Origin of the sequence: Corynebacterium sp. NML98-0116 (assembly GCF_001767255.1) — a bacterium.
GTDB lineage: Bacteria > Actinomycetota > Actinomycetes > Mycobacteriales > Mycobacteriaceae > Corynebacterium > Corynebacterium pseudogenitalium.
Genome location: NZ_CP017639.1, coordinates 1,872,392 through 1,885,831, shown reverse-complemented (window position 1 = coordinate 1,885,831; position 13,440 = coordinate 1,872,392). Strand labels below are relative to the sequence as shown.

The 13,440-nt window shown below is 63.6% G+C and carries 13 protein-coding genes; 12 read left to right on the top strand and 1 reads right to left on the bottom strand.

Going from position 1 to position 13,440, the window contains the following annotated elements; all coding sequences use genetic code 11:
* Positions 1–109 precede the first annotated feature (109 nt).
* From eccCa to BJP05_RS08610, 10 genes are all read left to right on the top strand, one after another.
* The gene (gene eccCa, locus BJP05_RS08655; RefSeq protein WP_070363057.1) at positions 110–3,766 is read left to right on the top strand and encodes a type VII secretion protein EccCa; all 3,657 of its coding nucleotides are present in this window, start codon (positions 110–112) and stop codon (positions 3,764–3,766) included.
* Positions 3,763–4,680, top strand: a complete 918-nt coding sequence (locus BJP05_RS08650) for a type VII secretion-associated protein (RefSeq protein WP_070363056.1) — start codon at positions 3,763–3,765, stop codon at positions 4,678–4,680. The genes eccCa and BJP05_RS08650 overlap by 4 nt, the downstream gene beginning before the upstream one ends.
* 154 nt (positions 4,681–4,834) lie before the next feature.
* On the top strand, positions 4,835–5,152 hold the full coding sequence (locus BJP05_RS08645; RefSeq protein ID WP_070363055.1) for a WXG100 family type VII secretion target: 318 nt from the start codon (positions 4,835–4,837) through the stop codon (positions 5,150–5,152).
* Positions 5,153–5,217: 65 nt separating this feature from the next.
* Positions 5,218–5,502 (top strand): WXG100 family type VII secretion target, encoded by a 285-nt coding sequence (locus BJP05_RS08640; RefSeq protein ID WP_070363054.1) that lies wholly within the window; start codon positions 5,218–5,220, stop codon positions 5,500–5,502.
* Between the two features lie 194 nt (positions 5,503–5,696).
* Positions 5,697–6,140, top strand: a complete 444-nt coding sequence (gene rplM, locus BJP05_RS08635) for a 50S ribosomal protein L13 (protein WP_070363053.1) — start codon at positions 5,697–5,699, stop codon at positions 6,138–6,140.
* On the top strand, positions 6,140–6,670 hold the full coding sequence (rpsI, locus tag BJP05_RS08630; RefSeq protein ID WP_070363052.1) for a 30S ribosomal protein S9: 531 nt from the start codon (positions 6,140–6,142) through the stop codon (positions 6,668–6,670). The genes rplM and rpsI overlap by 1 nt, the downstream gene beginning before the upstream one ends.
* Positions 6,671–6,765: 95 nt before the next feature.
* Positions 6,766–8,109 (top strand): phosphoglucosamine mutase, encoded by a 1,344-nt coding sequence (gene glmM, locus BJP05_RS08625; protein ID WP_070363051.1) that lies wholly within the window; start codon positions 6,766–6,768, stop codon positions 8,107–8,109.
* Between the two features lie 122 nt (positions 8,110–8,231).
* Positions 8,232–8,567, top strand: a complete 336-nt coding sequence (locus tag BJP05_RS08620) for a hypothetical protein (RefSeq protein ID WP_145945266.1) — start codon at positions 8,232–8,234, stop codon at positions 8,565–8,567.
* Positions 8,561–9,919 carry a hypothetical protein gene (locus BJP05_RS11340; protein ID WP_070363049.1) on the top strand — a complete coding sequence of 453 codons (1,359 nt, stop codon included), beginning with the start codon at positions 8,561–8,563 and terminating at the stop codon, positions 9,917–9,919. The genes BJP05_RS08620 and BJP05_RS11340 overlap by 7 nt, the downstream gene beginning before the upstream one ends.
* Positions 9,920–10,225 carry a hypothetical protein gene (locus BJP05_RS08610; protein ID WP_070363048.1) on the top strand — a complete coding sequence of 102 codons (306 nt, stop codon included), beginning with the start codon at positions 9,920–9,922 and terminating at the stop codon, positions 10,223–10,225.
* Here the strand turns inward: BJP05_RS08610 and BJP05_RS08605 are convergent.
* Positions 10,214–11,068, bottom strand: a complete 855-nt coding sequence (locus tag BJP05_RS08605; RefSeq protein WP_070363047.1) for a dienelactone hydrolase family protein — start codon at positions 11,066–11,068, stop codon at positions 10,214–10,216. The genes BJP05_RS08610 and BJP05_RS08605 overlap by 12 nt on opposite strands.
* 128 nt (positions 11,069–11,196) lie before the next feature.
* Between BJP05_RS08605 and BJP05_RS08600 the strand changes: the two genes are divergently transcribed.
* Together BJP05_RS08600 and alr are read left to right on the top strand one after the other, a co-directional pair.
* Entirely contained in the window at positions 11,197–11,856 is a 660-nt protein-coding gene (locus BJP05_RS08600) for a GAP family protein (RefSeq protein ID WP_070363046.1), read from the top strand.
* A gap of 20 nt (positions 11,857–11,876) precedes the next feature.
* Positions 11,877–13,424 carry an alanine racemase gene (gene alr, locus BJP05_RS08595; protein ID WP_083290813.1) on the top strand — a complete coding sequence of 516 codons (1,548 nt, stop codon included), beginning with the start codon at positions 11,877–11,879 and terminating at the stop codon, positions 13,422–13,424.
* Positions 13,425–13,440 lie beyond the last annotated feature (16 nt).

The window sequence follows — 13,440 nt, the reverse complement described above, 5'->3', positions numbered from 1 at the left end:
GCGCGACTTGGCGCTTAACTTGAACAATGTAGCGCACCATCGCCTAGAATGCATGCAGACGTTGCGCGAGGGGGAATGCGCAACCGGGGAAATGCATGAGGGGGAATGCATGCTAGGTCTTGACCACGAACCAGTCGTGACACCATCGACGGCGCACACACTCGCGCCGCCACCACCACTGCCGACCGGCCAACTCCGCGCCGAAGCGGTACCGCAGGCGCACAAGGACCAGCCGATGCCGCTGCTGAAAGTGCTGCTGCCGGTGGTCATGGTGGTTGCCATTGGTGCTGTGATGGCGCTGATGGTGATGTCCGGGCGCACCGTGAGCCCAATGATGCTCATCTTCCCGGTCATGATGCTCTTCGGCATGGTCACCATGTTTTCGCCACAGGAACGCCAAGGCGACATCGACGAGACGCGCCGGGTCTACCTGCGGCACCTGGATGCGCTGGCGCTTCGGGCGCGCAGCAACGCTGAGGTCCAGCGCGAGCACGCCGAATACCTTCACCCGGCGCCGAACGCTCTGCTCACGGCGGTGCCTGCGGAGCGTGTCTGGGAACAGTACGCCGCCTCGCCGTACGCGCTGCAGGTGCGCATTGGTGTTGGCGCGGTGGCACTGCATACCCCAATCGAGGTCGACGACCCTGGCTCGCCCGAGGACCTCGACCCGGTGTGCGCAGTGAGCCTGCGCAGGACGGTCGCCGCGGTGAACACGATCCAAGAGATGCCGATCGTGGTGGCGCTCAATGCGTTTCCCGTGATCACGATGGTGGGGCCGCGTGCGGCGGAGGTCGCGCGCTCGATCGTTGCCCAGCTGGCGTTTTTCCACGGCCCGGAGCTCGTCGGCATCGACGCCGCCCAGGCACCGAGCGAATTCGAGTGGGTGAAGTGGCTGCCGCACTCCGCCACGCCGGAGGCGGCCGAGTTCCAAGTCATACTTCTCGACGCCACCACCCACCCCTCCGTGATCTCCTTCAGCACTAGCGCCGCCAGCAGCGAGAACGCGTGCGTGCTGGTTATCCACCCGGACCCGGACTGGTTGGTGGATGAGGAGGCGTTCCACCTTGTCTGCGACGACGAACTCCACGCGCTGACCGGGATGGGCCTAGAGTTTCTGGGCAGGCCCGACAGGATTAGTGTCGCAGAGGCGGAGCTGATCGCGCGCCAACTGGCGTTCTATCGCCGCCCCGAGCTGCTCAGCGCCGAAAGCGCCTCCCACGGAGGCAAGCTGCTCCCGATGCTCGGCATCAACGACATCGCCGAGCTCAACGAGCACACCATGTGGACCGGACGCGAAGGCACCCGCCAGCGCCTCATGGTCCCGATCGGATCAACGGCCCAGGGCCAGGCGCTCTACCTGGACCTGAAGGAGTCCGCCCAGGGCGGGATGGGCCCACACGGGTTGTGCATCGGTGCGACGGGGTCCGGAAAATCGGAACTCCTAAAAACACTCGTTGTGGCGCTCGCCGCGACGCACTCGCCGGAGGAACTCAACCTCGTGCTCGTGGACTTCAAAGGCGGCGCAACCTTCCTCGGCTGCGAGTCCTTGCCTCACACCTCGGCGGTCATTACCAACCTGGAGGACGAATCCATCCTGGTTGAGCGCATGTACGACGCCATCTCCGGTGAGATGAACCGACGTCAGGAGCTACTGCGCAAGGCGGGGAACTACGCCAATATCACCGACTACACCGCGGCCAGGCTCGCGGGCGAGGACCTCGCCCCGCTGCCGGCGCTAGTGATCATCCTCGACGAGTTCTCGGAGCTGCTGGCCCAGCACCCGCATTTCGCTGACCTCTTCGTCGCGGTTGGCCGCCTGGGCCGCTCGTTGGGCGTGCACCTGCTGCTCGCCTCGCAGCGGCTGGAGGAGGGCAAGCTGCGCGGGCTGGACTCGCACCTTTCCTACCGTATTGGCCTCAAGACTTTCTCCGCGGCTGAGTCGCGTCAGGTGCTCGGCGTGCCGGACGCCTACGAGCTACCCAGCGAGCCCGGCGCAGGCTTCTTGTCCACGGGCTCAGGCGACTTGGAGCGTTTCCGCGCGGCGTACGTGTCGGGGCCGCTGGAGCGCGCCCGCGGCGTGACCAGGCGCGAGGCGGCCGCGGAGGTTCGCCTGTTCCACGGGTGGGAGCCCCCGCCGGTGGAGGACGCGAAGGAGAGTGCCGGCGTCGATACTGATGTAACCACGACGTTGCTGGCGGCGGTCGTCGAGAAGTCGAGGGAGGTGGCGGATGCACTGAGCATGCGGGCGCACCAGGTGTGGCTGCCGCCGCTGCCTGCACAGATTGAGCTTTCGCAGGTCTACGGTGGCAGCGAGACGCTGCCGAAGCTGCAGGCGATCATCGGGGTGATTGACGAACCGATCAAGCAGCGCCAGGTTCCGCTCGTGCTGGACTTGTCGGTCGCGGGTGGTCACGTGGCGCTCGCGGGCGGGCCGCAGACAGGCAAGTCGATGGCGGTGCGCACGATGGTGGCGTCGCTCGCGTTGCGGCACACCACGGATGAGCTGTGCTTCTACATTATCGACGCCGGCTCCGGCGACTTCAGCGATCTCGCCGAACTACCGCATGTGGCGGGTGTTGCGCAGCGCACGGACGAGGAGCGCGTGCGCCGCGTCGTCGACGAGCTGGTCGAGATGCTCGACGACCCGCAGCGGCGCACGAAGCGCCACACCGTGTTGATTGTGGACGGCTGGCACACGTTGCTCGCACCGGATGCGAAGACGGAAGACTTGCGTGAACCGCTGACTCGTCTTGCTGCGGAAGGCCCGGCTGTGGGCATTCACCTGGTTGCGACTACGCAGCGTTGGAACGCGATCCGCGCGAACGTCCGCGACGTGATTGGCACGAGGATTGAGCTGCATCTTACTGAACCGATGGACTCGGTGATTGATAGGAAGGTGCAGGCGAAACTTCCCGCGCTGCCGGGCCGCGGCATTACCGAAGAAGGGGCGTTCATGCTGGTCGCGCACACCTCCGCGCAGGACGTGGCACACGTCCGTGCAGCGACGCAGGGTCAGCCTCCGGTGCCACGCCTGCGAGTGCTGCCGAACCACGTGGAGGTTGCGGACCTGCTCACCTCGGGAGGCCAACGTCTGCCACTCGGCGTCGGTGGACCCCGACTTGCACCGCTGTGGAGCGAGTCTGGTCACCTGCTGGTCATCGGTGCGAGCGGTGCTGGCAAGTCCACAGCGATTGCCTCGGCCATCACCGCGATTGAGGCGATGGGCCGTGAGCAGGCCCGCATGGTGATTCTGGACGTGCGCCGCGCGCACCTCGGGCGGGCGAACCCGGACATGGTGGCGGCCTACGCAGCCTCTACCAGCGCCGTCGACGAGGCGGTCAGTGCGCTGATCACCACGCTGCGCGGCAGGCTACCCGGGTCGGATGTGACCCCGCAGCAGCTCGCGCAGCGTTCCTGGTGGGAAGGCCCGGAGCTCTATCTCGTCATCGACGACCTCGAGCTCGTCCCGGAGGACACCCTGCGCGAGCTGGCCACGCTGTTCCCGCACGCCCGCGACATTGGCCTGCACGTGGTGGCCGCCCGCAAGTTCGGCGGAGTATCGCGCGCCATGTTCGGCAGCTTCCTGTCCTCGCTGAAGGACCTGTTGCCCGACGTCGTCATCCTCGACGGAACCAGGGACGAAGGCGCGCTCTTCGGAGTGCGCCCAGCCCCGCAGCCGCCCGGCCGAGGCCTGCTCGTCCAATCCGGCGAGGCCCGAGGCCTGGTCCAAGTCGCTGCACCCTACTCCGAAGGAGCCACCCTATGAAACCCGATCTCCGCATCACCATGACGCCCACGAACACCGTGTTCACCGGCGCCGCCAACGTCCACCGTTTTGACGGCCCCGGCCCACGGGAAGTCGCGCAGTACGTGCGTGGCCTGTTCGGGCCAGATCCGGGCGGCGCCGTGATTCAGATCGCCGCGAGCCCCGAGGACCTCGATCAGTTTGAGCAGGCCATGAGCGGCTACGACGTCACCATCACCGGCGAGCCCCTCGAAGTGGAAGTCGATCCACCGACTGAGGAGCAGCCCGCCATCACCGCCGAAGACCTTTCGCCACGCCGCGCGTGGTGGCCGTTCGCCGCGCTTGGCGCCGCAGTGGTTGTGGTCGCAGCAATCTGCGGGTTCGTGCTCTTTCGTTTCTTATCGACGCCCTCTTCGCCCACGTCCGCCCAGGCTTCAGAAGGGGCGACATCGACCACTGTGCTGCACAGTCAACCGACGGCCTCGCGGGCGTCAACAAGCCCCTCTCCTTCTGTTGCGAGCGAGCCCACCGCCGTGCGAATCGCGCAGGACGGACTTGCGATTGAGCTGCCTCCCGGGTTCCAACTCGCGCAGCACGAGCAGGGCTGGATGGCAACAGGCGCCGACCCCGACATGCGCGTACTGATCTCCGCAGAGAACCGCTACACGCTGCCGCCCGAGCAGTTCGTAGCGCAGCTGCTCGGGGGTATCGAGCGCGACCCCGAGCTCACGCTCGTGGATCACAACCTCCACGCCGTGACGTACCGCGAGACCGCCCCCGGAGGCACCGAAACTCTGTGGCGAACCTGGGCGCAGGATTCTTACCAGCTTTTCGTAGCGTGCCAGACGCGGCAGGCGCCCAGCAGAGTGCAGCAGGCGACGTGTCAGATGGCCTTCGACACCGCCGAATTCACGCCACCAGCAGGGGAGGGGTGAGGCAAACTCGCAGCATAAACGTGGTGGGAGGGTGGGAAGAAAAGTTTCTTCAACATTGAGGGAACCGGAGCGCCAAAACGTGCGTCCAACTATATGAACAGCTTGGAAGGCTGTCGTTACAACCAAGACACAGTACCTAGTAGGGGGATTGAACATGGAACAGTTCAGAACAGAAGCCGACGTCATGCGCGCAACTGCCGACCGGGCAGATGACACCAACGCCAACGTCAACCAAGAAATCGACCGCGTGCAGCAGGTCGCGGAGTCCACGCGCAGCTACTGGGTGGGCAATGCGCAGCGCAGCTTCGATGACCTGATGGTCCGCTACGACGACGCGCAGCGACGCCTCTCCGAAGCGCTGCGTGACATCGCGAACAACATCCGCGACAACGCCAAGAACTACGAGAACACCGACGCTACGAACACCGACAACTTCCGTTCGCTGTCCGGTTCCGCGGGCTTGGCTCTCTAAAACGCTCTCAGCGGTTCTCAGCAGACACAACGACCATCTTCCGAATGTAAAGGGACATACTCATCATGCAAATCAAGTACGACTTCGCCCAGATCGCCAACGCAGCTGAAGACATGCGCTCGTCGGCGACCCGCATCACCAGCCAACTCAATGAGCTGAAGCAGATCATCCAGCCGAGGGCGCAGACCTGGGAGGGCACCGCAGCGTCCGCGTACCAGGCGCACCAGGCGAAGTGGGACCAGGCCGCAGAGGATCTGAACACCATTTTGAACCAGATCGCCAGCACCGTTGAAGACGGCAACTCCACCATGCTCGCGGTAAACAACGCTGCGGCAAACAGCTGGGGATAACTACACAGAAGCTTGCTGAACAGCAAGGCGCCAGGGGGAGCGTCTTGCTGTTCAGTGCTTTGTGCTGTAAAGTTTGCAGCTTGTGTGCCGTGCTGCTTGTCGGGTCTCCACCGGCCGCCGTCTGAGCGGGATACAGCGCACAGTTTTATACGTTATGGCCGGCAGCCAACTAGACAGACTTGAAGGAGTCATGCATGTCTACTTACCACCCAAAGAGCGGTGACATTACCCGTAAGTGGTACGTCATCGACGCCACGGACGTGGTCTTGGGCAAGCTTGCGTCGACTGCAGCGGATATCCTGCGCGGCAAGCATAAGCCACAGTTCGCACCGAACGTTGACACCGGCGATCACATCATCGTGATCAACGCCGAGAAGGTCCACATCTCCTCGAACAAGCGCGATCGCGAGATGCGCTACCGCCACTCCGGCTACCCGGGTGGTCTGACTGCTATGACGCTTGGTCGTGCGCTCGATGAGCGTCCGGACCGCGTTATCGAGGAAGCTGTCAAGGGCATGATGCCGCACAACAAGCTTTCCCGCGAGTCCATCAAGAAGCTTCACGTCTTCGTCGGCTCCGAGCACCCATACGAGGCTCAGAAGCCGGAAACCTACGAGTTTAAGCAGGTGGCACAGTAATGGCTGATCAGAACAACATTGCAGCTGAGACCGACATCGACGCGGCAACCGCGGCGACGGAAGAGTTCAACTACACCATCGGTGACGCTATTGCTCCAGAGGTCGAGGAGACCCAGGACACCGTTGAGGTTGCACCGCTGCACGAGGGTCCAATCCAGACCGTTGGTCGTCGTAAGCGCGCAATCGCTCGCGTGACCGTCGTTGAGGGCGAAGGCAAGATCACGGTCAACGGCCGCGAGTTCGAGGACTACTTCCCGAACAAGCTGCACCAGCAGGACATCCTGCTGCCGCTGACCCTGCTCGAGCGCGAGGGCCAGTTCGACATCAAGGCAAACATCAAGGGCGGCGGCCCAACCGGTCAGTCCGGTGCGCTGCGTCTGGCGATTGCCCGTGCACTGAACATCTACAACCCGGCTGAGCGCCCAACCCTGAAGAAGGCTGGTCTGCTTACCCGTGACGCTCGTGCGGTCGAGCGTAAGAAGGCTGGTCTGCACAAGGCCCGTCGTGCACCGCAGTACTCCAAGCGTTAATCACTACGCTGGTTGTATCATCAACCGCCCCCTGGCACTGGCTGGGTGGGCGGTTGTTGTTTTTGTATAGCTGTCGGTAGTGCATAATAAACAGCATGACTCGATTGTTTGGAACTGATGGTGTCCGAGGTCTCGCCAATGAGCGACTGACGGCGTCGTTGGCACTGAAGCTCGGTGCCGCCGCCGCGACCGTACTAACGAAGGACCGTGAGTCCTCGAAGCGCCGCCCGACGGCGCTGATTGGCCGCGACCCACGCGTGTCCGGCGAAATGCTTGCGGCAGCGATGGCTGCGGGTATGGCGTCGAAAGGCGTGGATGTCCTGCGTGTCGGCGTGATCCCTACTCCCGGCTTGGCGTACCTCACTGATGACTACGGTGCGGACATCGGTGTGATGATCTCCGCGTCCCACAACCCCATGCCGGATAACGGCATCAAGTTTTTCTCCGCGGGTGGCCACAAACTGCCTGATGAGGTCGAGGACGAAATTGAGCGGGCTCTCGACACGCTTGAAGAAGGCGGGCCAACCGGCACCCGTATCGGCCGCGTGATCGAGGAGGCGCCGGACGCGCAGGATCGTTACCTGGCGCACCTCAAAGAGGCGATGAGCACCAGCCTGAAGGGCATCAAGGTCGTTGTAGACTGTGCGAACGGTGCGGCGTCCGAGGTTGCCCCGAAGGCGTACGAGGCCGCCGGTGCCGAGGTTGTGGCGATCTACAACGAGCCGAACGCTTTCAACATTAACGATGGCTCCGGTTCCACTCATATGGACAAGATCCAGGCGGCCGTCGTCGAATACGGTGCTGATCTTGGCGTGGCACACGACGGCGATGCGGACCGCTGCCTCGCCGTCGACGCCGAAGGCAACATCATCGACGGTGACCAGATTATGGCGATCTTGGCCTGCGGCATGAAGGCCGAGAACAACCTGCGCGACAACACGCTCGTAGCCACGGTCATGAGCAATCTGGGACTTACCCTCGCCATGGAGCGCGAAGGCATTGCACTGAAGCAGACCGCGGTGGGCGACCGTTACGTTCTCGAGGAGCTCAACCGTGGGGACTTCTCGCTTGGTGGCGAGCAGTCCGGCCACATCGTGGTCCCGGAGCACGCCACGACTGGCGACGGCACGCTGTCCGCGCTGCTGCTGATGGAACAGATGGCGGAAACCGGCAAGAGCCTCAAGGAACTCGCACAGGTGATGCAGGTGTTGCCACAGGTACTCATCAACGTGCCGGTGTCAGAGAAGTCCAAGATTATGAGCTCGCAGGAGGTGCTGGCTGCGATCGATGAGGCCGAGGAAGAGCTCGGGCACTCGGGTCGCGTGCTGCTTCGTCCTTCCGGTACTGAGGAGCTGTTCCGCGTCATGGTGGAGGCCGCTGAGGAAGAACAAGCCCGAAAGGTGGCGGGTCGCCTCGCAGCAGTCGTTGCGGCAGTGTAGAGTCCGTTGGTAAGAAATTTGGCCTCGCGGGGAACCGCGGGGCCGTTGGGGGAGTCTAACTAAGAGAAGTAGTTAGAACTGTCGGTGGTGAGCCGACGTGGATTTTGGGGGAAATTTTGAACATGGTGAACACGGTAAACACTGTGCACAACAAGGGCGTCAGCCTCAACGTTGACGCGGTGCGGTCATATTTTGCCGACGCCATCTCCGCCTACGAAGACACCGCCACGGACTTCGCCCGCCAGCAACCAGACCTGGGTGCGGACGATTTCGGTGCCGGTTTTGCCTTGCAGGGCCAGCGCATCACGGCGGCGGTGCAGGCGGTCTATGCGGACTCGCTCCGGTTGCTGCAGGAGCGAACGCAGCAGTGGGAGGGGATTCGCAGCCTTGCCCAGGAGGTCCGTGACGCTGACGAGCACGCCACCGATGGCATTTCGGGGGTGGGTTCCGCATGGTAACCAGCGACGTTGTCGAACAAGGGGTGCAGCGCTTCTCCCAGTCCGTTGCGACGGCCCCAGCCCTGGAGGGGCCTGAGCGCGACCAATTGCAGGCACTAGCGAAGGAAGTCATTCGGGAGCTGCAGGCCACCCGCTGCCAGGACCTACGCGGCTTCCACCAGGTCGGTGTCTCGCTGTCACAGTTCAATTGTGACGCCGTGGGCTACAGGTTTTCGTTGAAGGCGCCTTGCCAGGATACGCCGGGCAGTAAAGAGTGGTTTGAGCAGATCGGCGTGGGGTCGCGGGAGCGATGCTCGGCAGATTCGGAGACGCAGCACTTTACACGCCTAAATGAGCTGGGAAGCTCGATTACCTCGTGCTGCAGCGCTATAGATGACGTCAAGAAGACGTCCAACCTGGCGGTGGAACAGTTCGTGGTCCTTGCGCACTCGCACCTTGAGATACTTGCGAAGCTTGGAATCGCCACTCTGATTCGCCCATTGGTGCAGGTCGTAATTGATGCGATGCGGCAGGCGAGCCAGACAGCGAAAGAATGCAACGTGGCTGTCGCTGAGTGCCTCGATGCGATCGCGGTGTGCGTGGAGGAAGCACAACAGCCTTGCAGTCAGGCGCCCGGCGGAAAGCCAGCTGGAAGTGCGCCTGCTGCGGCGCCAGCGACGGCTGCGCACGCAGCCGGAAGCACCTCGACTGCCAGCGCGAGTGTTGCCGCACCACCTTCCGCCCCAGCACCAGCACCAGTGCCTGCCCCTGCTCCTGTGCCGCCGGCACCGCCGCAGCCGTGCGAGCGCCTTGTTTCTCTGGAGAGCGTCGGCACGCAGTCCGCGTCAGCGGCACTGGCAGGTGCGGCAGGGATCAACGTGGCCTTTAACTTCGACGTCGATGTGCATGTTAACGCGCCCATCGAGGCCGTGACACGCGACGCAGCGGCGTTGTTCGCACCGGTACAGGAGCAGTGCGACGCTGCGCAGGCGTTCACGGGCGCGTTTGCACAAACGGGCGCGGCCGTCGTCATTGAAAGCATCAACGTCTTTGCAGCAAATATCGACGCGGCCTGGCAGTGCGCGACGGAGGCTGTGGAGGTGCCGTGTGACGTCGCGGAACCAACACCACCGGCACCGCCGGCACCCGAGCCCGCTCCTGCGCCGGAGCCTGCACCGGCAGTCGACGAAAACGGTGTGTTCGTGCCACCTGAGCAACTCGGCGAGGTGGAGCAGCCACCAGTGCCGGCCGAAAAGCAAGCGATGACGGCACCGGCGGCAGCAGAGACGTCATCAGAACAACACGCTGAGCAGCAGCCAGTCGATACAGACCCGGCTGATGCTTGGGGCGTCAAGAAATTGGGGGAATGGTAAATGGATTTTTCAAGGTTTGCAGCAGAGTACCGTCAGCGCACGGCGATGCGGATGGAGAACTTTGAAAAGATGATCGCTGAGCACCATCGCCAAATGGAGATGATGCTTACCGAGCAGCGAAGGGCCGCCGCGCTTGGCTACAAACGCCAACCTGTTGTCATTCCACAGGGCGGCGAGCGGTTGTTCCCATTTCGCCGCCCGCCGCAGGGCGGAATCGCGTCGATCCGTACCGAGGCACGCCCCAACGCCCCGGAGGCACAGGGGGAGATGAAGCGTGCTGGTCAGCCCGGCACGTTAGAAGAATGAGAAGAGGCTGTCGTCCTTGGTGAGGCCCGCCAGCTCAGCGAGGTCCTCACCGGTATAGGACGTGACGTTCTTTCCTTCGGCGTCCGGCTCGGAGTAGGAGGAGTACTTCTTCTCCCCGGCTAGCTGGTGCAGGAGGAACCCGGTGAGTAGGCCGCGCACTGTGGTCTGCAGGGAGGCGCTCGACTTGCCCAGGCCGAGCAGACGCTTGGTTAGCGTGTCCTCCGAGAAGCTCTGTTGCTCGCCTTTCTTGACGCTGCGGTAGGCCACCTCGCCTGCCCAGTTGTATGCGAGCTTGGCGGGGTTGCCTGGATCGAAGAGTGAGTCGCCGTCCTCGCCGGGGCCGATGATGAGCCCTGGGCGAAGCGCGCGGCGAGCCGCCTCTACTGCGGAGGGCGCCACATTCGCCGGGTAAATTGCGGCGACTGCCTGCACCTTCGGGTTTTCTACCGCGGTGAGTACGGCAGCGCCGCCGCCCATGCCGTGGCCAACGACGCCGAGGCGCTGTGGGTGGATGCTAATCTTGCCGTTCCCGAGGCGCACCCCAGTCAGGATTTGCAGGGCGGTTTCTAAATCGGCGGCGAAGCCAGCGTGGTCGGGGCGCCACCCCTTTTCTGTATCTGGCGCAGCGACCGCAATGCCCCAACTGGCCAGGTGGCGAAGTGTACCGTGGTAGTCGTCGACACTCTGGCGCCAGTCGTGGCCGAAGGCGACGGCAGGGAGGTTCTTGCCCTCTGCAGGCGTGTACACCTTGCCCGGCAACCCGGTGTACCCGAGATCGCCCTCTAGCACCTTGTGTGGGCCTCGTTTGGACAGTTCAGCTAACTTCTTCAATTTCGCAGACACGCAACCTACCCTACTTGAATTCTGCAGTACTGAAATAGCGCTTCAGCGTTTTTGTGGTTTAGGGTTAGGGGCCAGATCGAGACAGGGCCGAGATTCAGCCTGATGGAGCCGCGCGGAAGGAGCAAGACATGCTTGGAGCGTTGTCCTTTGCGTTTATTGATTCCATCAACGTGTTGTTGATCGGGGTCATCGTGGCAGTCGGCGTGGTCGCCTCCCAGGCGCAGCGGCAGTACGCGAAGATTACGGCGCTGCTCATTGCTGGCGACTGGCTTGGGGTGGCGAGTCTCGCGGCGGTGATGTTGTTCGTATTCGATGGCCTCGGTCCGGTGGTGCAAACGTTTGTCGAAGGCCCCATTTTCGGGTGGCTCCTCATCGCCACTGGTCTCCTGACCGCGGTGCTCGCGCTTCGCGGGGGAGACAACCACGCGTTGATTGAACGGGTGATGCGCCCGCTGCGAGCACCCAACGCGCTGACGGTGCTGACGGGGTTTGTGCTGGGGATCGTCCAATCGGCGACGTCGATGCCGTTCTTCGGCGGGCTTGCGGTGCTGTCTGCGACGGGTCTTGATACCGCGACGAAGTACAGCTTCCTGGTGCTCTACGCGACGGTCGCGCTGTCCCTACCCACGCTGTGCGCCCTGCTGGTCGGTTGGGTGCGGGCGAAGCCGGACTCGGTTGCTGGACGAGGTTTCGCGTGGGCGCGCTCACACCCGGATACGGTTGGTTTGACCGCGACGTGGGTGGTATCGCTGCTGCTAGGTGTAGTCGGCGTGGCGCATTTGCTGTGATCGTTGTTCAATAGATGCCCATGAACGCTTTAAAACTTCGCATTGACCTGGCGGCGATTGCCCACAACACGAGGCAGATGCGCCGTCAGGCTGGTGGCGCGCGCTTGATGTGCGTGGTGAAGGCGGATGCCTATAACCACGGCGCGGCGAAGTGCGTCCCCATCATGGAGGCGAACGGTGCGGATGCGTTCGGCTGCGCGACGATCGCGGAGGCGGCTAGTGTGGCGAAGCTGACGTCGAAACCCGTGATGGCGTGGCTGTGGGCTCCGGGGGAGGAGCTGGTGGAGGGCATTGAGATGGGTGTGCCGAGTCTTGCGCACCTGCGCGCGCTTATTGACGCCCCCTTCGTCCCCACCGTGCATCTGATGATCGACACGGGGATGAACCGCTCGGGCGTAGATGAGGAACAGTGGCCGGAGCTGTTCGCGATGGCCGCCGAGGCGCAACAGGCCGGTCAGATCCGTGTGGCCGGGCTGATGAGCCATTTTGCGTGCGCGGATAACCCAGCGGACCCGTACACGGACCGGCAGCTGGCGACGTTCCGTGAAGCGCTCAACCAGGCGCACGAGGCGGGGCTAGAGGACCTGGTGAACCACGTGGCGAACTCGCCGGCGACGTGGACGAGGGACGACGCCCGCTTTGAACAGATCCGTCCCGGGATTGGCCTGTACGGGTTGGAAGCAATCGACGGCACCGACAACGGGCTGCGGCCCGCGATGAGCTGGGTCGCAACAGTGACCGCGGTCAAACCGATCCGCGCGGGGGATCCGGTGAGCTACTCAGGGACATGGACTGCGCCCGAGGACGGGTTTACCGCCGTGGTGCCCGCCGGCTACGCGGACGGCGTGATGCGCATCTGGCAGGACCGGATGGACGTCACCATTGACGGAGCCCGCTACCCCCAGGTGGGTCGGGTGTGCATGGATCAGATTGTGGTGTGGCTGGGCGCAAACGAAGCCGGTGTCGCGCCGGGCGATGAAGCGGTACTTTTTGGCGCCGGCGGCGTGAGTGCGGACGAGTTCGCGCTGCGGGCGAACACCATTCACTACGAGGTGCTGTGTGCACCGAAAGGACGGACAGTGCGGGAGTACGGCGGCAGGCGTGTCTGCGAGACGCGCGAGGAAACGCAAGCGTTGGGGCGTGAGCTGGGGGAGACTTTGCGCGCCGGGGACGTGGTGATTCTCGACGGCCCGCTCGGCGCCGGGAAAACCACGCTGACGCAGGGCATTGCCGAAGGGATGCAGGTCAAGGGGCGTGTGACGAGCCCAACCTTCACCATCGCCAGGGAACACCGCGCGAAGGAGGCGGAGGGGGCGTCGTTAATTCATGTCGATGCCTACCGCCTGTTGGGGGAGGGCAGCTCTGGCGACCCGCTGGGTGAGCTCGATGCTCTCGACCTTGAGTCGGAGCTCGACCGCAGCGTCGTGGTGGCCGAGTGGGGTGGTGATCTCGCAGCTCACATCGCCAGTGAATACCTTTTGGTCACCATTGACCGCACCACGCTCGTGGAGCAAGACGAAGACAGTGAGGGCCGCATCATCACATGGCGGTGGGTGCACACAGAATAGGAAGATGTAGGCTGTA